Annotated in this window: 20 protein-coding genes and 1 pseudogene; 10 read left to right on the top strand and 11 right to left on the bottom strand. The window is 72.1% G+C overall.

The window, feature by feature from the left end:
• Positions 1 to 45: 45 nt before the first annotated feature.
• Both DRB96_RS14195 and DRB96_RS14190 read right to left on the bottom strand, forming a co-directional pair.
• Positions 46 to 657 carry a TetR/AcrR family transcriptional regulator gene (locus DRB96_RS14195; protein WP_112448792.1) on the bottom strand — a complete coding sequence of 204 codons (612 nt, stop codon included), beginning with the start codon at positions 655 to 657 and terminating at the stop codon, positions 46 to 48.
• Positions 654 to 1,697: a TlpA disulfide reductase family protein gene (locus DRB96_RS14190; RefSeq protein WP_162688528.1), complete on the bottom strand. Its 1,044-nt coding sequence runs from the start codon at positions 1,695 to 1,697 to the stop codon at positions 654 to 656. Before DRB96_RS14190 ends, DRB96_RS14195 begins: the two co-directional genes overlap by 4 nt.
• A 177-nt stretch (positions 1,698 to 1,874) precedes the next feature.
• Here DRB96_RS14190 and DRB96_RS42910 point away from each other — a divergent pair, with 177 nt between their 5' ends.
• Positions 1,875 to 2,222 carry a hypothetical protein gene (locus DRB96_RS42910; RefSeq protein WP_162688529.1) on the top strand — a complete coding sequence of 116 codons (348 nt, stop codon included), beginning with the start codon at positions 1,875 to 1,877 and terminating at the stop codon, positions 2,220 to 2,222.
• Between the two features lie 108 nt (positions 2,223 to 2,330).
• Here the strand turns inward: DRB96_RS42910 and DRB96_RS14185 are convergent, their stop codons facing one another.
• Both DRB96_RS14185 and DRB96_RS14180 read right to left on the bottom strand, forming a co-directional pair.
• Complete coding sequence (locus tag DRB96_RS14185; RefSeq protein WP_112448790.1) at positions 2,331 to 3,029, bottom strand: beta-glucanase; 699 nt, start codon at positions 3,027 to 3,029, stop codon at positions 2,331 to 2,333.
• Positions 3,030 to 3,135: 106 nt separating this feature from the next.
• Positions 3,136 to 3,939, bottom strand: coding sequence for a hypothetical protein (locus tag DRB96_RS14180; protein ID WP_239516071.1), 804 nt, complete (start codon positions 3,937 to 3,939; stop codon positions 3,136 to 3,138).
• A gap of 75 nt (positions 3,940 to 4,014) precedes the next feature.
• Here DRB96_RS14180 and DRB96_RS14175 point away from each other — a divergent pair.
• Positions 4,015 to 4,593 (top strand): annotated as a pseudogene (locus tag DRB96_RS14175) (MFS transporter); the annotation flags it as partial.
• Here DRB96_RS14175 and DRB96_RS14170 read toward each other — a convergent pair.
• Positions 4,590 to 4,916: a hypothetical protein gene (locus DRB96_RS14170; protein WP_112448789.1), complete on the bottom strand. Its 327-nt coding sequence runs from the start codon at positions 4,914 to 4,916 to the stop codon at positions 4,590 to 4,592. The pseudogene DRB96_RS14175 and the gene DRB96_RS14170 overlap by 4 nt on opposite strands.
• A gap of 591 nt (positions 4,917 to 5,507) precedes the next feature.
• On the opposite strand from DRB96_RS14170, the gene DRB96_RS14165 reads away from it, so the two are divergent.
• Positions 5,508 to 6,638, top strand: coding sequence for a sulfite exporter TauE/SafE family protein (locus DRB96_RS14165; RefSeq protein ID WP_112448788.1), 1,131 nt, complete (start codon positions 5,508 to 5,510; stop codon positions 6,636 to 6,638).
• Positions 6,635 to 6,958, top strand: a complete 324-nt coding sequence (locus DRB96_RS14160; protein WP_112448787.1) for a cation transporter — start codon at positions 6,635 to 6,637, stop codon at positions 6,956 to 6,958. Before DRB96_RS14165 ends, DRB96_RS14160 begins: the two co-directional genes overlap by 4 nt.
• Positions 6,959 to 7,001: 43 nt before the next feature.
• Here the strand turns inward: DRB96_RS14160 and DRB96_RS14155 are convergent, their stop codons facing one another.
• The 5 genes from DRB96_RS14155 to DRB96_RS14135 all read right to left on the bottom strand — a co-directional run bounded on the left by DRB96_RS14155 (position 7,002) and on the right by DRB96_RS14135 (position 11,030).
• The gene (locus tag DRB96_RS14155; protein WP_112448786.1) at positions 7,002 to 7,994 is read right to left on the bottom strand and encodes a bile acid:sodium symporter; all 993 of its coding nucleotides are present in this window, start codon (positions 7,992 to 7,994) and stop codon (positions 7,002 to 7,004) included.
• 73 nt (positions 7,995 to 8,067) lie between these two features.
• Positions 8,068 to 8,379, bottom strand: coding sequence for a hypothetical protein (locus DRB96_RS14150; RefSeq protein ID WP_239516447.1), 312 nt, complete (start codon positions 8,377 to 8,379; stop codon positions 8,068 to 8,070).
• A complete protein-coding gene (locus tag DRB96_RS14145; RefSeq protein ID WP_112448785.1) occupies positions 8,376 to 9,152 on the bottom strand; it encodes a MerR family transcriptional regulator in 777 nt (258 codons plus the stop codon). Before DRB96_RS14145 ends, DRB96_RS14150 begins: the two co-directional genes overlap by 4 nt.
• 34 nt (positions 9,153 to 9,186) lie before the next feature.
• Complete coding sequence (locus DRB96_RS14140) at positions 9,187 to 10,365, bottom strand: cysteine desulfurase family protein (protein WP_204357719.1); 1,179 nt, start codon at positions 10,363 to 10,365, stop codon at positions 9,187 to 9,189.
• Positions 10,362 to 11,030, bottom strand: a complete 669-nt coding sequence (locus DRB96_RS14135; RefSeq protein WP_112448784.1) for a metalloregulator ArsR/SmtB family transcription factor — start codon at positions 11,028 to 11,030, stop codon at positions 10,362 to 10,364. The genes DRB96_RS14140 and DRB96_RS14135 overlap by 4 nt, the downstream gene beginning before the upstream one ends.
• 87 nt (positions 11,031 to 11,117) lie before the next feature.
• Between DRB96_RS14135 and DRB96_RS14130 the strand changes: the two genes are divergently transcribed.
• Positions 11,118 to 12,482, top strand: coding sequence for an MBL fold metallo-hydrolase (locus tag DRB96_RS14130; protein WP_112448783.1), 1,365 nt, complete (start codon positions 11,118 to 11,120; stop codon positions 12,480 to 12,482).
• Complete coding sequence (locus DRB96_RS14125; RefSeq protein ID WP_112448782.1) at positions 12,479 to 13,756, top strand: MFS transporter; 1,278 nt, start codon at positions 12,479 to 12,481, stop codon at positions 13,754 to 13,756. Before DRB96_RS14130 ends, DRB96_RS14125 begins: the two co-directional genes overlap by 4 nt.
• 223 nt (positions 13,757 to 13,979) lie before the next feature.
• On the opposite strand, the gene DRB96_RS44565 is transcribed toward DRB96_RS14125, so the two are convergent.
• Entirely contained in the window at positions 13,980 to 14,093 is a 114-nt protein-coding gene (locus DRB96_RS44565) for a DUF305 domain-containing protein (protein ID WP_239516446.1), read from the bottom strand.
• A gap of 200 nt (positions 14,094 to 14,293) precedes the next feature.
• Here DRB96_RS44565 and DRB96_RS14120 point away from each other — a divergent pair, with 200 nt between their 5' ends.
• The 4 genes from DRB96_RS14120 (at position 14,294) to DRB96_RS14100 (ending at position 18,471) form a co-directional block, all read left to right on the top strand.
• On the top strand, positions 14,294 to 14,887 hold the full coding sequence (locus tag DRB96_RS14120) for a copper resistance CopC family protein (RefSeq protein WP_112448781.1): 594 nt from the start codon (positions 14,294 to 14,296) through the stop codon (positions 14,885 to 14,887).
• Between the two features lie 78 nt (positions 14,888 to 14,965).
• Positions 14,966 to 15,238: a LytR C-terminal domain-containing protein gene (locus tag DRB96_RS14115; protein WP_112448780.1), complete on the top strand. Its 273-nt coding sequence runs from the start codon at positions 14,966 to 14,968 to the stop codon at positions 15,236 to 15,238.
• 840 nt (positions 15,239 to 16,078) lie between these two features.
• Positions 16,079 to 17,218 (top strand): PLP-dependent cysteine synthase family protein, encoded by a 1,140-nt coding sequence (locus tag DRB96_RS14105; protein WP_112448778.1) that lies wholly within the window; start codon positions 16,079 to 16,081, stop codon positions 17,216 to 17,218.
• Complete coding sequence (locus DRB96_RS14100) at positions 17,215 to 18,471, top strand: MFS transporter (RefSeq protein WP_112448777.1); 1,257 nt, start codon at positions 17,215 to 17,217, stop codon at positions 18,469 to 18,471. The genes DRB96_RS14105 and DRB96_RS14100 overlap by 4 nt, the downstream gene beginning before the upstream one ends.
• The last annotated feature ends 27 nt before the right edge of the window (positions 18,472 to 18,498 follow it).

The following is an 18,498-nucleotide window of genomic DNA, read 5'->3' as shown; positions in this document are numbered from 1 at the left end:
ACGGGTTCCGGGGCCCGCACGGCTACGTGTACGTGGCCACGCGCCTCATCGACGCAGGAACGCGGCTACCGCGGCCCCCGTGAGGGTCCGATAGCGGTGCTCCGCGGTATCGGCGGCGAAGTGGCCGGCCAGCTCCAGGCTGATCGAGCCGTGGGCGGCCGCCCAGATGGTGTCCGTCACCTCGTCGACGTCGACGTCCGGGCGGAAGGCCCCGGCCGCCGCGCAGGTGCGTACGGCTTCGCGCAGGACGTCGAGGCTCGCCGCGGCGGTCGAGCGGGCCTGGGCGGTGGGGGTGAAGCCCGGGATCAGTCCGGCGAACATGACCTGGTAGAGATTGCGTTCGGCCAGGGCGTTGTCGCGGTAGGCGCGGCCCAGGGCCGCCAGGTGTGCGGGCGGATCGTCGTGGGGCGGGACGCCCTCCAGGCGGTGGCGGAGGCGTTCGAAGCCCTCCCGGTACAGGGCTTCGGCGATGCCGTCCTTCGCTCCGAAGTGGCGGTAGAGGACCGTGGTCGAGCAGCCGGCCGCGGTGGCGATGCGGCGCATGGTGAGCCCGGCCGAGCCTTCCGCGGCGAGGAGTTGGGCCGCGAGGTCCAGGAGGGCGGCTCGCAGTGCTTCCTGGCCCAGCGCCTGGGTACGGGTGAAGAGGTCGCCGCTCATGCCGGCTGCCAGTCGCCGAGGGGGCGGTAGATCGGGATTCCGGCCTCGGTGAGCGCGGTGCGCTTGGCGAAGTACCCGTCGCCCATCGGGTCCAGGCCGCGCAGTGGCATCGTGCCGCGCCAGATGGTCAGGTCCTCCGGTGCGAGCCGCTCGGCTCGCGCGAAGTGCGGCCCGGCTTCCGCCTGGCGGCCGTTGCGGTGCAGCCAGAGGCCGAGAGCCGCTTCCGTGCGGGCCGCCTGCCGGTCGGCCGTGGCCCGGCGGGTGTGCAGGGCCACGGCCTCTTCGGACAGTCCGCTGTCGCCGGTGAGGACCCAGCGGTCGAGTGCGGCCAGCGCCGCCGCGGAGTCCAGGCCCGACAGTTCGCGGAACAGGTCGGTCGCGAACTGCGTGTCGTGGGGGCGGACGATACGGCCCTCCTCGTCGATCCACAGGACCGTGGGGACGTTCAGCACGTCGTAGAGGTCGGCCACGGAGCCGTCGGTGTCGATGAGCGCGGGGTGGGTGACGGCGGCTTCGGCGATCCACGGGGCCGCGTCGGCCGTCCGGCGGTCCACGGCGACACTGAGGACGCTGAAACCGTGTCCGGCCAGAGCGGCGTGGCGGCGCTCCCATGCGGGGAGGTCGTAGCGGCAGCCGCACCACGAGCCCCAGAAGACCAGCGCGACCTTGCGGCCGCGCAGATCGCTCAGCGCATGCCGGACTCCGTCCGCGTCGGGCAGGGCGAAGTCCGGGGCGGCGGTCCCGGTGAGCGCCCGTGAGCGCTCCTGCGCCGAGATGCCGATGGCCACGACCCCGGTGCCGGTCGCGACCGGGCGGTCGAGGATCTCGGCGAACGCCACCGGGTCGAGCAGGCCCCCGTGTTCGGCCCCGGCCGCGGCGGACGCCGGCACGCACAGCTCGTCACGGCACCAGCCGTGCGGTTTGCGGACCCAGCCGAGAGCACGCTCGGCCGCCTCCGGCGTGAGCAGGATCCGGCCCGCCGGGCCAGCCTGTGCGGCGACGACCGTCTCCCGGTCGCCGTCCAGAATCGTGACGTCCATTCCCACCCCCCCCATTGCCACCCTGTCAAAACAACGTACTAAAAAAGTAACAGCGTTATCCATCGCCTGGCAAGGCGTCAGGGCGGGCCCCCGGACTCAGTACGGCCTGCCGACCGAACCTCTGCGCCTCCTCAAGTCCCTTGCCGTACGCCGGACACGCCCGCCACGATGATCGGCATGACTGGATTCATGACCCGATTTCCGGGACGGAACACCGCGCACGATGTCGTACTGCTCGTCCGGGATGCGGACGTCGTCGCGGACGCCCTGCGCCAGGCCCTGGCCGAGGCCTCCCCCGAGGAGCGGCCGGGCCTGGAACGCGCCGCGGCACTCGTCGAGTCCACCGCCGCCGCCACCGAGACCCAGTTGCGCGCCCGCTGGGTCCGCTCCCGGCTGGCCGCCGCCGGTTTCACGGGTGCCGTCGACTCCGTCGCCGCGGTGAAGGCGCTCCGCCGGGGGAAGCCGAAGCTGAGCCTGCTGGCGGCCGTACAACTACAGAGGGACGCAGTGGCACATCCCGAGTGACCTGCGGACTCGACTCGACTCGGCTCGGCTCGGCTCGGCTTCCGGCGGGTGCGTCTCGGGCCCCCGGCGTCGCGGGCTCCGGACCGCGCTACCGCCGCGGGGCGGGCCTCAGCGCGTGCGGTAGACCCGCAACTGCGAGACCTCGTAGGACAGTTCCTCGACCCCAGGCTCGGGCGCCGGGTGGTACCTGCCCGCGGAGACCGAGAGGTTGACGATGAGGTAGGCGGACCAGCCGCGGCCCACGCCCCGGCCGTCACTGAAGACCCGGTCGCCGTTGACCCACCAGACGACCGAACCCCTCCCGAACTCGACCTTCAGGTCGATCCACGCTCCGGGCCGGATCGCGGGGTCGCGGTGGTAGCGGTGCGCCTCCCGAACGTGGTTGGAGAGTTCCAGCAGGTCCGGGTTGTCGGGGTGGTACTCGAAGACGTCGATCTCCTGGCCGCCGTCGCGCCAGGTCCAGATGGCGGGCCACGCGCCCCGCCGCACCGGCAGCTTCACCCGCGCCTCCAGCACGTCGCCGGTGCGCACCGTGAAGTCCCCGTCGCTGCCCTCGGTGGTGAGCAGCCCGCTGTCCCAGTGGCCGTCGGGCCGCGGCGTCGCGCGGAAGACCCCTCCGCGGCTGTAGGCGGGGTCGGCGACGAGGTGGTCCAGCTTGTTGTCGCCCGGGTTGACCGGGCCGCCGTCGGGATACGCCCACGAGCGGCCGGCGACCCACTGGGCGGAAGAGGCGAAGTCGGCGGTGAAGACGGGGGCGCGGCGCGGTCGGACCAGGTTCCGCAGCCGTTCGAGCGTGTCCGAGATCATGCCTGTGTTGTGCCCACCAGGAGTCCCGGCACACCCGAATTCTCACTCATCGCGATCACGCGATGACTCTCCGCTTCCAGCCGGTTCCAGGAGCCGGTCGGGTGGATCAGTGCTGGTCGAAAACGTAGCCGTGCGCCTCGCCGGCCGGACAGGCGAAGACGCGGAAGTCGCCCCACCTTCCCACCGTGATCCCGGTGGTCGCGTCACTGGCCACGGTGAACAGGAGCCCGCACGGGGCCCCGCAGGTGTGACACGGGACGTCGTAGGGGTCGGTGAGGTGCCAGGTGGGCCACCCGCCGAACTTGATCCCGGCCACCCGGGTGATGACATCGCCCTCACCCCCGATCGACTTCACGTACTCCCGTACGGAGGTGGGGAGTTCACCGTCCGGCAACGCCATCGGGTAAGGGAAGTCAACTAGGGCGACCGGGGCGAGCGTGCACCCGACCGGGGTGAAGCCGTAGTCCGGGTCCTCCTGCCGTACGGGCGGCGGCGGCGACCCCAGCGTGCTCGTGACATCGGTGCTGTTCCGCCAGCGGATCTCGGCGACCGGGCTGACGTCGGCGTGCGGAGCCGGCGGATCCCAGTGCACGTTGGGGCACCACAGGAGCTGGAACACGTCCTTGCCCTCGGGCCACCAGTCGCCCGGTGCGTCCCGCTGGTGCACCTGCACCACCGCCACCATGGCGGTCGCCGGCGTCCCGGAGCCGGACTTCTCGTCGGGGAGGCCGCAGTGTGGCCAGGGCTCGTCGGCCGGCCAGAGCAACGGTCCGCCCACGGAACTCTGGTGGACCGTCGGCTCCCCCCGTTCGGGGGCCAGCACCACGGCCGGCCGCGCGTACGGTGCGAGACCGGGCACGGCCGCGATGATGTCCCCGACGGAGGGCCTGGTGCGGTAGGGCAGATCCATGGCAGGAAACTAGCCCACCCCTCTGACAGCGGGTGCGGGGCCCCCTGGGGCGCTGCGGGCCGGGTCACCCCCACGGCCCGCAGCCGCCCCTTCCTCTTCCTGGCGGCGGCCTTCACCCTCTCCGGCTTCTCCATGTACGCCGTCGTCATGGGCTTGATCCCGCTGCTCACCGAGCGCGGGGTCCCCGCCACCACGGCCGCCTGGGCCCTGGGCCTTGGTGGAGCCGGCCAGACCCTTGGCCGGACCCTGTACGCGAGCCTGTCGGCCCGTACCTCCGTCACCACCCGCACGTTCACCCTGATCGCCCTCGGTGGCGCGACCACGGCCGCGCTCGCGTTCGTATCCGGCCCCGTACCCCTACTGGTACTGCTGGCGGTCCTGGCCGGAGTCGTCCGCGGCAACCTCACCCTCCTCCAGGCCACCGCCGTCACCGACCGCTGGGGCACCGCCCACTACGGCCGCCTCTCCGCCCTCCTCGGCGCACCGGCCCACATCGCAGCTGCACTTGCCCCCTGGGCCGGAGCGGCGCTCGCCGCCCCGCTCGGCGGCTACCCACAGCTCTTCGCGGGCCTTGCCGCACTCGCTGCTCTGGCTTCCTGCCTGGCGCTTGGCGCAACAGTCCGGTTGGGTGCCAAGGGTGGGGCCGCCGGTTAGGGGCCCGGTTCGTCGCCGGCGGCGGCTTCGAGGGCTTGGCGTAGTTGACCGGGCGTCGGCAGGCCCGCGAGGCCGCTCGGCGTGCGGTAGATCCGGCAGGCCAGACCGGGGGCGCCTCCGGGCTCGGCGAAGGGGTCGCGGCCGTCCAGCAGAAAGGTGGGCGATCCGGTGAACGCGGCTCGTTCGGCTTCGTGGTGGTCGCTGATCACACGCGTGCCGAACCGGACGTCGTGCAGCCCCATGTCGTCGAGTGCCCGACGCATCAGTTCGACGGCGGGCTGCTCGTGGGGGCAGTCCGGTACGACCACGACCTCGATGTCCATGACCCCAGGATCGCGCACCTCGTGCCTGTGCACCGACGGGCGCTGCGAAGCGGGTTGCCGACCATGTCCTAGCATGGCGCGCATGTCGCGACGCCTACTGCTGCCGCTTCGGACGTGGTCCGGAGCGCTCCTGGTGTGTGCGCTTCTGCTCTGCCTGGCAGGGCTGGCACGTCCCGCGATGGCCATGGCAATGCCGGCGTCGATGGACATGGGTGTGACCGCCGCTGTCGGAGGGCACACTGCCGGCCCGCCCGCCGTGGGAACGCCGGACCACAGCCCGAGCTGCCCGACGACTGCGCAGCACTGTGCGACTCCTCGGGCTGTCCTCGCTCAGGAAGGCCCGGTCGGCCCGGAGCCCACGGGCGCGCTGCCCGTGCCGAGCTGCGACCCCGCTCTCCTGGGAGCCGAGCCCAATGCTCCGCCGGGGACAGCGGCCCCGCCTGATCTCCACCGGTTGTGCGTGTCACGGACGTGACGGGTCGCCGCCCGTGAGGCAACTGCCTTACGGGACGCCGCGTTCCTCACGTCCGCCTCGGCACGCCCGGCTTTCCGTGTGTGCGTGCCGTCGTCGCAGAACTGGAGTAACGACGCATGCCGTCGTCCGTCGCTTTGCTGATCACCGGTGCGAGCACCGGGCTGCTCGCCGGTGGTGCCTCGTGCGCCGCCATTCAAGGGGGCTTGCTGGCCGGCGCGGTGACCCGCCGCCGCGCTCCCGCCCCGACGTCCGTCCGTAAGACACCCCGAAACTCTCTCCCCGCCTCGGAGACAGCCACGCCCCTGGCCCCGGTCGGTGCCTTCCTCGTCGGAAAGCTGCTGTCCCACACTCTGCTCGGCGTCCTGCTGGGCATCTTCGGCAGCGCGTTGCAGCCCAGCCCTCGCGTCCAGGCGGTGCTGATGCTGGCTGCCGGACTGCTGATGGTGCTGTTCGCCCTGGACCTCTTCGGCGTCAAAGGGGTGGGGCGGCTGGTACCCCGGCCTCCGGCATCCTTCGGGCGCCTGATGCGCCGCAGCACGAAGACCGACTCGGCCGTCACTCCCGCACTGATCGGCTTCGCCACCGTGCTGGTGCCGTGCGGGGTCACGCTGTCCATGGAACTGCTGGCCATCACATCCGGCTCGGCGGTGGCGGGGGCGGCGGTGATGGCCGGGTTCGTGCTCGGCACCTCGCCGTTGTTCGCCGTGCTCGGGTACCTGTTCCGGCGCAGCAGCCAGGCGCTGTCCGGCCGTCTGGCGGCGCTCACCGGTGTGGTGGTGTTGGTCGTCGCCGTGTGGACCATGGCGTCCGCGCTCCAGGCCGGGGGCTGGGTCTCCTTCCGTACGCCGGGAAAGACCACAGCCGCGAGCGGGCCGTTCATCGTCGAGGGCGTTGAAGAGAACGATCCCCTGTACGACCCCGGAGCGGGACAGACGGGAGTGGACCTTGCTCCGGTCAGCATCGACGCCTCCGGGAAGCAGATCGTCACCCTGACCGTCACGGACTTCTACGTCCCCACGCAGTTCACCGCGAGAGCCGGCGTACCCACCACGCTGGTCCTGCACGGAAAGGACTCGGGCGGTTGCGCCCGTGCCTTCACCATCCCCGAACTCGGTGTGCAGGAGATCGTCAAACGCGACGGCGACACCGAGATCGACCTGGGCACCCGCAAGCCCGGCACGCTCCGCTTCTCCTGCGCCATGGGCATGCAGACCGGCGCCATCGACTTCAAGAAGGACCTCCAGTGAAGCTGTTCAGCCGCAGGGACAAGACCGGGCGTGATGGCACGCAGGTGACCCTCCTCATCGAGGGCATGCGCTGCGGCAGCTGCGGGCTGCTCATCGACGACGAGCTGGAAGAACTCCCAGGCGTCCGCTCGGCCCGCACCGACGTGCGCGCCGGACGCAGCATCGTGCTCCTGGAGACAGACGCGGGCGTGGACACGGCGGCTCTCGTCGCGGCGGTTCAGGCGGCGGGAGACTACACCGCACGGCCAGGCGACTGTCGGGTACGCGAACGTGCCGGAGGGGCCCGGCCGGTGGGAGATCCCGGCTGGGCCCGCCGGTAGTAGGCGGCGGAAATCGTCCGCAGCACCGCAGACGCCGTCCTGCTCAGACGATGGCCGGTGCCTTGTCCTCGGGGACGAGGCGGGGCACCAGGCGGACGTAGGCGACCATGCCGAGAACCTCGACCAGGGTCTGGGTGACGACGACGACCGCAGCGACCGCCAGTTCGTCCGGCAGGGCCAGTGCCAGGGGAAGAACGACCAGGGAGTTACGGGTCGCCCCGGTGAAGACGACCGCCCGGGAGGCGGGGGCGTCCAGGCGGAACAGTCGGGCCACCACCTTGCCCGCGAAGGCCATGACGACCAGGAAGACCACGTAGAAGGGGACGACGGCCGCCACGTCCGAGAGCCGGCCGCCGAGCTTCGGGACCTGGGAGGCGACGACCACCAAGAGCGTGGCGGCCATCAGCGGGACCATCGTCATGGTCGCGGCGTCGGACACCCTCCGACCGGAGGGGCGCCGGGCGGCCCATGCCTGTGTGGCCCACGCCAGAGCCAGCGGAATCACGATCAGGAAGAGGAAGGCTTCGACGAACGGGCCGATCTCGACGATGTCGGCCAGGTCCGAACCCATGAAGAGGAAGAGGAAGCCCGGCAGCAGCACCATCTGTGCGACCAGCAGCAGCGGGGTGGCGGCCAGCAGGCGGCGGTTGCTGCCTCCCGCCAGCCCGCTGAAGACGATGACGTAGTCGACGCAGGGGCACAGCAGGACCAGGAGCACGCCGAGGCGGATGGCCTGGTCGGCCGGCAGGAACGCGAACATCACGGCGACGACGAGCGGTACGACGAGGAAGTTCACCACCAGGGTGGCCGACAGGAACCGGCCGTCACGCAGCGAGCGGACCAGTTCGGCGGCGGGGACCTGGAGGAAGGTGACGTACAACAGGGCGCCCAGGACGGGGTTGATGGCGTGTTCCAGCCCGGGGCCGACCGCAGGGGCCGCCCAGCCGAGGGCGGCGCCGACGGCCATCGCCCCGAGGTAGACGGCGACCTGGTGGTCCTCCATCCGCTCGACCAGACCCTGCGATTCCTGCGACACCGTGTTGCTCCCTCAGCTGTACCGCGGTCTGCGACGACGACGCCGACCGGCCCGCTCATTCTCCCGGACGAGGTCAGCGAGGGGCCGACTCGGTCCGGACGCCGGCTGCGGGCCTGACCGTGGGCATCCCCAGGTCGGCCGTGGTGTGGCCCGTCCCACAGGCCGTTGCGCGTCGGCGGCGCAGCATCCACACCACGCCCGCCAGGGCCGCGACCGTCACCACGGCCAGGGCGGGCATCCACACCGCGCCGATCGCGGAGGCAGCGCCGATGCCACCCAGCAAGGCGAGCAGCGGGCCGATGCAGCATGCCGCGCATGCGGCCACGGCGAGGGCGCCCGTACCGGCGGCGACCCAGGGGCGGGAAGGATGCTGTGTGGGGGTCATGCCGTCACTCCGAACAGATCGGTGAGCAGGGATCCGGCGGCCTCGGGGGCCCGCACGGTCAGGGCCAGCTCAGAGGGGGTCAGGTGCAGGGTGAAGTCGAAGAACGCGCAGCAGCCCTGCTCGGCGGCGGACAGCGCGGCGATCTCGGACGCCAGCTCTGGCGTGGCCGGGAAGGTCAGCCGCAGCCCGTCCGGGATCTCCGCTCGGCTGCGGGCCCGGTCTGCCAGGCTCTGCCACTGCTCGGTCCGCTCGCTCAGCTCGGTGCTGTCCAACGTGCAGGCGACCGGAGCTTCCCGCCACGCCTCGTCCGCGCTCCTCCGGGGCTCGGGGCGGGTCAATGACAGCTCCACCGGCACCGGGCCGGGCCCCGCAGGGCTCACGCAGCCGCAGTCCGGCCCGCACGTGCCGGCCGGGGCCGGACCGGACAGCTGCTCGTGGACTCCCGTCAGACGCGTGGAGAACGCCGACAGCTCGGCGAGGCGCCGGTCCGCATCGGCGATGCGATCGGCGACCAAGGGCAGCATCCGCGCCCGCACCGCCGAGCACGCGCCCTGCTCCCACACGCCGAGCAGCTCGCGGATCTCCTCCAGCGGCAGCCCGAGGAGCTTGGCCGAGGAGATGAAGGTCAGCCGCTCCAGCGACTGCTCGTCGTACACGCGGTAGCCGGCCGCCGTACGCTCGGCGGGCAGCAGCCCGGCGGACTCGTAGAACCTCAGCGTGGTGGCCGGAACGCCGGAGCGTTCGGCCAGCTGCGAGATGCGGAAGGTGTCCATGACCCGACGGTAAACCTTCGACCCGACTCGAAGGTCAAGCCCGAATTGCGGGTGGCTTCTGCACGGCGGCGGTCAGCAGCCCGATGGCCCGGTCGATGTCGTCGGTCGTGGTCCAGCGGCCGAGGGACAGCCGGAGCGCCGAGAGGCCGCGGGCCGGGTCGAGGCCCATGGCGCTGAGGACGGGGGAGGGCCGGTGGTCGCCGCTGTGGCAGGCCGAGCCGGTGGAGGCGGCGATCTCCGGGACGGCGTCCAGCAGCTCGTGGCCTCGTACGCCCTCGATGCTGATGTTCAGCGTGTTCGGAAGGCGACCTCCGGAGGGGCCGTTGAGCCGGACCCGGCCGGGCAGGCCGTCGGCCAGCCGGTCGTGGAGGCGGTCGCGCATCGCGGCGATGCGGTGGCGAGCGCCGTCGGTCAGATCCTCGGCCGCGAGTTGGGCGGCGGTGCCAAGCGCAACGGCGAGGGCGACGTTCTCGGTGCCGGCGCGCAGGCCGCTCTCCTGGCCACCGCCGTAGACGAGGGGTTCGAGGGCGACTCCGCTGCGCACGAACAGAGCGGCGATTCCCTTCGGCGCGTACATCTTGTGGCCGACGACCGTCATCAGGTCGACGCCCAACTCGCTCACGTTCAGGGGGATCTTGCCCGCGGCCTGGGCGGCGTCGCAGTGGAAGAGTGCGCCGTGGGCGTGGGTGATACGGGCCAGCTGGGCGACGGGCTGGAGGGAGCCGGTCTCGTTGTTCGCGGCCATGACCGAGACGAGCACGGTGTGCGGGGTCAACGCGGCCGTCAGGTCCGCGGGATCCACGAGGCCGTGGTGGTCGACGGGCAGGTACGTCACTTCGGCGCCGTGCAGGCGCTCCAGCGCGCGGCAGGTTTCCAGTACCGCGGGGTGCTCGGTGATCTGGGTGATGACGTGCGGTCGGCCGGTCTTGGAGGCGAGGACGGCGCCACGGATGGCGAGGTTGTCGGCTTCCGAGCCGGAGCCGGTGAACACGATCTCGTCGGCACTGGCACCGATGAGGGTGGCGACCTGCCGCCGGGCCCGTGCGAGTGCCTGCTTGGGCCTGGCGCCGTACGCGTGTCCGCTGGAGGGATTGCCGAACCGCGCTGCCAGGTAGGGCTGCACGGCCTCGGCCACCCGGGGATCGACGGGGGTGGTGGCGTTGTAGTCCAGGTAGATCGGGCCGCCGTCGAGGCCGGTGTGGGTCGGGATCACGCGGCGGCTCCGGTGGCCACGGGCAGCTCCGCGAGCCGCCACTCGAGCATGCCGTCGGTCAGCCGGACGGCGCGGCGGCCGTTGGCGTTGAGCAGGCGTACGGCTTCGTAGGCCATGACGCAGTACTCACCGCGGCAGTAGGCGACGACCTCGGTGTCGGCCGGTAGCTCGGCGATGCGCTCGGCGAGCTCCTCGACCGGGATGGAGAGGGCGCCGGGGATGTGCCCGGCGTCGTACTCCGAGGCGGGGCGGACATCCAGCACGAGGACCTCGCCCGCCTGCGCGCGGGCGAGCAGGTCATCGCGCCCGACTTCTTCCGGCTGGTCATTGCCGAGGTAGGCGGTGCGCGCGGTTTCCACACCCGCCTGGTGGGTCTGGGCGACCTTGCGCAGCAGGGCGTACAGGGCGGCGACGTCGTCCCCGGACAGCCGGTAGTGGATGCGCACGCCCTCCCGCCGGGTGGACACCAGTCCGGCCTGCTTGAGCGTCTGCAGGTGGGCGGAGGCGGTGGTCAGGTTCAGCCCCGCCGCCTTGGCGAGCGCATCGACCGTGCGCTCGCTCTGTGCGAGCAGATCGAGCAGTTCCAGGCGCTTGCCGCTGCTCAGTGCCTTGCCCGTGTGGGCGAAGGCGTCGTACAGCGCGGACTTCCGCGTCACGTCTCCCATGGCATCCTCCAGTAATCCATGGAATATTGTATCCATGGGTAGGGCGCTGTGACCACTCAGCCCCTACCGTGACACTTGGAGGACCTCATGGGCTTCGCTGACGATCATCTGATGCCGCTGGTCGACGAGGGGCTGGGCAATAGCGCCTACCTCGTAGACCTCGGTGGCGGCCGGGCCCTGGCCGTGGACGCGAGCCGGGACCTGCGGGCTCTGCGCAAGGCCGCGGGCCACCGCGGTCTGACGGTGGCCTTCGCCGCCGACACCCACCTGCACGCCGACTTCCTCTCCGGAGCCGTGCAGCTCGCCGCCGACGCCGGCGCGACCGTACTGGCCTCCGCCGCCGGGGGCCGGGAGTTCCCGCACACCCCCCTCGGCGACGGCGACGAGACCGACCTGGGCGGGCTGACCCTGCGGGCGCTGGCCACGCCCGGGCACACGGACGAGCACCTGTCCTTCCTCCTCCTGGACGGCGCCCGCGAGCTGGGCGTGTTCACCGGCGGATCCCTGATCGTCGGCTCGGCCGCCCGCACCGACCTGCTGGGGGCCGAACGCGCCGCCGAGCTCGCCCGCGCCCAGTACCACTCGCTGAAGCGGCTGGCCGAACTGCCGGACGCAGTGGCCGTATGGCCCACCCACGGGGCCGGATCCTTCTGCTCGGCCCCACCCGGCGCCGAGCGCACCACCACCATCGGCGCCCAGAAGCAGGCCAACCCGCTTCTCGCCGCTCCCGACGAGGACACCTTCGTACGGGAACTGCTCGCCAGCCTCGGGACCTACCCCGCGTACTTCGACCGGCTGGGCGAGCGGAACCGACGCGGGCCCGCCGTACTCGGCGCCACCCCCGGGCTCGCAGCCCTCAGCGCCGGGGAGGTGCGAACCCTGCTCGGCGGCGGCGGACACCTCGTCGACGTACGCCCGGTGACAGCCTTCGCCGCCGGCCACATCTCCGGCGCGATCTCCATCCCGCTGCGGGACCAGTTCGCGACCTGGCTGGGCTGGCTGCTGCCCGACGACGCCCCGATCGCCTTCGTCACCGCACCGGGCCAAGACCTCTCGGAGATCACCTGGCAGGCTTTGAAGATCGGCTACGAACGGCTGGCCGGACATCTCGACGGAGGCATGGACGCCTGGACCGCCGCGGGCGGCGACCAGCAGACCCTCCCTCTCGTCAGCGCCGACCGCATCGACAACCGGCCGGTCCTTGACGTGCGGCAGCGTGCCGAGCACATCGCAGGCCACATTCAGGGCGCGATCCACATCGAACTCGGCGCCCTTACCGCTCACGCCGACGTAACCCCGAACGATCTGGTGGTGGCATGCGGCCACGGCGAGCGCGCCATGACCGCCGCCAGCCTGCTCCAGCGCGCCGGCCATCAGAATCTCGCGGTTCTCGACGGAGGCCCCACCGGCTGGGCCGAGGCAACCGGCCGCTCCCTTCAGGAGGGCGTGTGACCGCCTCGGTCACCCCTCGCCCCAAGGGCGGCACAGCGCTCGGACTGCGCGCCAACCTTGCCCAGTTCACCCTGCTCGTCGCCGTGAACGCGCTGGTCGGCGGCATGCTCGGCCAAGAGCGCACCATCCTCTCGCCGTTGGCCGTCCAGGTCTTCGGCCTGGACTCCGCCACGGCCGGTCTGACCTTCATCCTGGCCTTCGGGGCCACCAAGGCCGTCACGAACTTCTTCGCCGGCACCCTCTCCGACCGTTACGGCCGCAAGCCCGTCCTGATCGCCGGCTGGCTCCTCGCCCTGCCCGTCCCGGCGATGCTGGCCTGGGGGCCGTCCTGGGGCTGGATCGTCGCCGCCAACGTCCTGCTCGGCGCCTCCCAGGGACTGGCCTGGTCCACCACGGTCATCATGAAGATCGACCTCGCCGGGCCCGACCGCCGCGGCCTGGCCATGGGCCTCAACGAGGCAGCCGGATACGTCGCCGTCGCCGCCACCGCGATGGCCACCGGCGCCATCGCCGCCCACGCCGGCCTGCGCCCGGAACCGTTCCTGCTCGGCGCCGCCTACGCCGCCCTGGGCCTCGGCCTCTCCGTCCTCGCCGTCCGCGAGACGCGCGACCACGCCCGCGCCGAAGCCGCACTCCACCCCGTACAAGACCTGGCCGCAACCCAGTTGAGCACCGGGCAGATCGCCCGGCGCACCAGCTTCACCGACAGAGCCCTGTCCTCCGCCAGCCAGGCCGGCATGGTCAACAACCTCAACGACGCCCTCGCCTGGGGCATCTTCCCCCTGCTCTTCGCCGCCCACGGCCTGTCCATCGGCCAGATCGGCGCACTCGCCGCCATCTACCCGGCGGTCTGGGGCGCAGGCCAACTGCTCACCGGCTGGTGGTCCGACCGCATCGGCCGCAAACACCTCATCACCACGGGCATGCTGCTCCAGGCCGTCGCCATCGGACTCGTCGCCGCCGGCACCACCTTCGGCATCTGGGCCGCCGCCCAGGCCCTCCTGGGCCTCGGCACCGCCATGGTCTACCCGACCCTCCTCGCCGTGATCGGAGACGTCGCCCACCCCGCCTGGCGCGCCCGTGCGGTCGGCGTCTACCGGCTCTGGCGCGACGGCGGCTTCGCCGTGGGCGCGCTTCTCGCCGGGATCCTCGCCGACGCCTACGGGCTGACCGCGGCGGTCTGGGCGGTTGCCGCACTCACCGCCGCCTCGGGCCTGCTCGTCGCACTCCGCATGTACGAAACGCACCCCCGAGCCGCACGGATGCCGAACTAGCGGCTGCTCGAAGGGAAGGCCGGTGCCTGAACGCCGTGCGTCTCGCGGCTCCGGCCTGGTTCGGCTCGGGCCGGGGCTGGTGGTCCGGTCGGTTGCCTAGTGGTCGCCGTGCTGCCTGCCGCCCGGGCCGGCCAGGCGACGGCCACAACCGTGCCTGGGGCCAGGGACAAAAGCCGGGGGCGGGTCAGGCCGGGCGGCCCGCCCGCCCCTGGGGTTGGGCGGGTCAGTTCTTGCCGAGGAAGGTGTTCATCCGTGTGATCTCGGCGGTCTGCGACGTGATGATGGCGTCGGCCACAGGACGACTGGGTACGCTGCTGTCCGAGAGTGCTTCGAGCACACTCCCCCCAACCCCTCTCTCCCGCCCCGATGCCTCACCGGCGTCCGGGGCGGTGCGCGCGGTACGGGCGGCAGTACTGGCGGTGCTGTGCGTCCTGCTGCATGGCCTGACGGCCGTGACGTGAGGGCCGGCGCACGAGACGCCGGGGCCCCATCACACCCCGGCGTGCCCTGACGCCAGGGGATACAGAGAGCTCGCACATGCCCGTCCTTCACCGGCGTGCCGTCCCTCGGGCGGCACGTTTCCTCGCCGTACCGCTCTGCGCCACGGCCTTCATCACCCTCGCCGCTCCCCAGGCGACCGCACACACCGATCTCGAAAGCTCCACTCCGGCCGACGGCGCCACCCTGGAGCAGATGCCCGGTTCCCTGACTCTGACCTTCAGCGACCAGATGGACCAGAAGTACGCCCAGATCGGGCTGACCCGGCCGGACGGACAGCCCGCACCGGCCGACGCGCCGAAGGTGTCCGGCAAGCAGGTCAGCCTCGCCCTGCAGGCTTCCGGACTGCCGGGGACGTACACGGTCGGCTACCGCGTGGTGTCCGCCGACGGTCACCCGGTCTCCGGCTCGTACACCTTCACCGTCAAGCAGCCCGTCGGCCCGGGCCCGGCATCCACTCCCTCTGCGACTCCGCCACCGGCGCCCGCCACAGGCTCCCCGTCGCCCGCGCCCCACAGGGAGGCGGGCGGCAGCGCGATGCCCGCTGTGCTCGGGTTCGGCGTCGGCCTGGTCGTCGTCATCGGCGCGGTCATCTTCGCCGTGCGCCGGAATCGGGCCGGCCGTGGCGAGTGAGGCCCGCCGCAGCCCGCGGCTCCGGCTGATCCTCGGCGCCTCGCTGGTTGCCGCACTGGCCGTGGCCCTGGCCGCGGTGTGGGCCGGGGGCGGCAACGCCGCCTCAACGCCACCGGCGTCTCCGGGCGCGCCCAGCAGGTCGCCGAGCAGCTGCGCGGACTCGGCTTCCAGGTCGTGGCCACCGGCAACGCTCCGGCGGCGAAGAGTTCGCTCACCTACCCGGCCGGGATGGAGTCGCAGGCGAAGGCACTCGCGGGACGCCTGCCGGGGCTCACAGCCGAGCAATCAGGCGCCGGATCCGCTTCGGTGCTCGTTCTCACGGTCGGCCCGGAGCTGCCGCCGCCGTCCTGATGCAACGGACCGCTCGTTCTCCCGGACCGGTTGAGGCGGGTCATCACCCGGCCCCGTCGAGAGGGCTACTCGGGGCCAAGTTCCACCCGATCTGACGTATCGCGTGATTCGTCTTGCCCGGGGACCAGCGCGCACGCGAGCGGGGTGCTTCCCGCTGTTCCCATGGGGTCTGCCGCTCTGGGCGCTGCCGGGACGGCGGGTGGAGCACCGCCTGACGGGAACTTTATGTGCTGGTTTGATTACTGTTTGTGTTCATGGTGATCAGGGCGGTACGCGGGGGCAGCCGACGCCCTGTGTCGTGGAGCGGGGCGGTGTTGACGCTAGCCCTGGCTGCCCTCCTGCATCTGCTGCTCTGCGCTCATGGGCCGATGTCCCCGGACTCGGCTCGCGTAGACACCCTGTCGGCGGAGGCTGCGGCCTCGCCGGGCTGCGGATCGGCCTTCGTACCCTCCGAGCGGTTCGGCGCAGCACAGATGGGCCCGACTGACGGCGACGCCAGCGGATGTGTGGACGCGGATGAACCCACCCTGCGGGCCCCTCGCGACGTTGCGGCGCCGGTGACCGCGGTCGACGGCTCTCCGACGACCCTCGAGTCGGTGCCGGCCGCGGCGCCGCTCGGGTTCGGGGGCGGCCATCCGCCGGGGGTGGTCGGCGGCCCGGGTGTTGTGAGGGGAGACCGGGCGCTGCTCGGTGTATGGCGGACCTGATCGGAGGCTGAGCCGCGCCTGATGCGGTGGGTGCACTTGCCTGCTGCCGCGGCTCTCCCGATCAGCCCCCGGACACCCCAGCACGGCCGCCCGCGCGCCTTCGCACGCGCCCCGGCCGAGGGAGAAGCACGTCATGAACTCCTCTGCTCCGTTCACCCTTTCCGCCTCGCCCGCCCAACTCCTGGCCGAGACCAAGCGCCCCACGCTCACCCCCGCCGGCCTGGTCGGCAACACGCCCACCCTGTGGGTGGGTGAGCCGTTCACCGCCGCCGGGCGGGGATTCTGGGCCAAGCTCGAAGGCTGCAATCCCGGCGGGATCAAGGACCGTACCGCCCTGTACATGGTTCAGGCCGCCCGCGAACGCGGTGAACTCCGCCCCGGCGCACGGATCGTCGAGTCCAGCTCGGGAACACTCGGCCTGGGTCTGGCTCTGGCCGGAGTGACCTTCGGCCATCCCGTCACCGTCGTCACCGACCCCGGCATGGAGCCGCTGATGACCGGCCTGCTCACCGCCTACGGGGCCGACGTCGAGCTGGTCGACGCTCCGCACCCGGTAGGCGGCTGGCAGCAGGCGCGTCGGCAGCGGGTGGAAGAACTCCTCGCCGCCGATCCGGGCTCCTGGTGCCCAGACCAGTACAACAACCCCGACAACGTGACCGCGTACCGGCCGCTGGCCCACGAACTCGTCGCCCAGCTCGGCCGGATCGACGCCCTCGTCGTGAGCGTGGGCACCGGCGGACACTCCGCCGGCATCGCCTCCGTCCTGCGCGATTTCTTCCCCGACCTGCGGGTGGTGGGCGTGGACACCACCGGCTCCACGATCTTCGGCCAGCCGGCCGCGCCCCGCCTGATGCGCGGACTGGGCAGCAGCATCTTCCCCGGCAACGTCGCCTACGACTTGTTCGACGAGGTCCACTGGGTCTCCGCCGCCGAAGCGGTCTGGTCGGCCCGCGCACTCGCCCGCAACCGCTACGCGAGCGGCGGCTGGAGCGTCGGCGCGGTCGGCCTCACCGCCCGCTGGCTGGCCAAGACCATGCCCGCCGAATCGAGGATCGTCGCCGTCTTCCCCGACGGACCCCAGCGCTACGTCGGCACCGTCTTCGACGACGCGTACTGCGTCGCGCACGACCTCCTGGACCACCGGCCCGCCGACGACCCCGAGGAGGTCACCTACCAGGGCGAGAAGACGATCACCCGCTGGACCCGGTGCACCACCGTCCTCGATCCCCTCGGCGCCACCCGCCGGGGCGAGTCGGCCGGAGCGTCCCGATGAAGGCGCTGTGGCGGCAGACCGCCTCCTTCCCACCCGCGGTACGCCTTCTGATGGCCAACCAGTTCGCCATCAACCTCGCCTTCTACATGCTCATGCCCTACCTGGCCGCCCACCTCGCAGGCGGCCTCGGCCTGGCCGCCTGGGCCGTCGGCCTGGTGCTCGGCGTACGCAACCTCTCCCAGCAGGGCATGTTCCTCATCGGTGGCACCCTCGCGGACCGCTACGGCTACAGGGCCCCGATCATGGCCGGCTGCCTGCTCCGCACCCTCGGATTCGGACTGCTCGGCTGGGTCGACACCCTGCCGGCCCTCATCGTCGCCTCCGCCGCCACCGGATTCGCCGGCGCCCTCTTCAACCCGGCCGTGCGGGCCTACCTCGCCGCCGAGGCGGGGGACCGGCGCGTGGACGCCTTCGCCACCTTCAACGTCTACTACCAGGCCGGCATGCTCCTCGGCCCGCTCGTCGGACTCGCACTCCTGGCGGCGGACTTCCGGGCGGTCTGCGCGGCGTCGGCCCTCATCTTCGCCGCGCTGACCTTGTTGCAATGGCGGGCTCTGCCCGACCGCGGAGGCAATGCCGCCGCGGCCGACTCGCCGGAGGGCGTACTCGCGCAGTGGCGGACCGTCGTGGCCAACCGGCCGTTCCTGCTCTTCTCGATCGCGATGATCGGCTCCTACGTCCTGACCTTCCAGGTGTACCTCGCCCTGCCGCTGGCCGCGGCAGACGCCCTCGGTGATGTGGCGGGAACCCGGGCCACCAGCGGCCTGTTCGTCGTATCGGCGGCTGTCGCCGTGGCTGGGCAACTCCGGCTGACGGGCTGGGCGAAACGCCGCTGGACCCCGCGGCAGGCCCTGGTCCGTGGGCTGGCCGCCATGGGAGTGGCCTTTCTCCCGCTGGTGTTCACCCCGTCCAGAGCTCCGTACCTGTCGCTGGTCTCTTTGACGGCGGCAGTGGTGCTCCTCGCCGTGGGCAGCGCCATCGTCTACCCGTTCGAGATGGACACCGTCGTGGCTCTGTCCGGCGACCGCCTGGTCGCCACCCACTACGGGCTCTACAACACCGTCTCCGGCCTCGGCATCACCCTCGGCAACCTGGTCACCGGCGCACTGTGGGACTTCGCCGTCCGCCATCAGGCCCTGTGGATCACCTGGCTCGCCCTCACCGCGACCGGGCTGGGCTGCGCGGCCGCCGTCGCCGTCCTGGCCCGGACCGGACGCCTCACGCCCCAGGCACGTGTGCTCGCCCCGGCCTGAGCGGCGGAAAGCGAACGGCCCCGCCCC

The sequence above is a fragment of the Streptomyces sp. ICC1 genome (assembly GCF_003287935.1).
GTDB classification, from domain to species: domain Bacteria; phylum Actinomycetota; class Actinomycetes; order Streptomycetales; family Streptomycetaceae; genus Streptomyces; species Streptomyces tritrimontium.
Note: the sequence above shows the minus strand (reverse complement) of the source record. Positions and strands in the feature narration are given on the sequence as shown.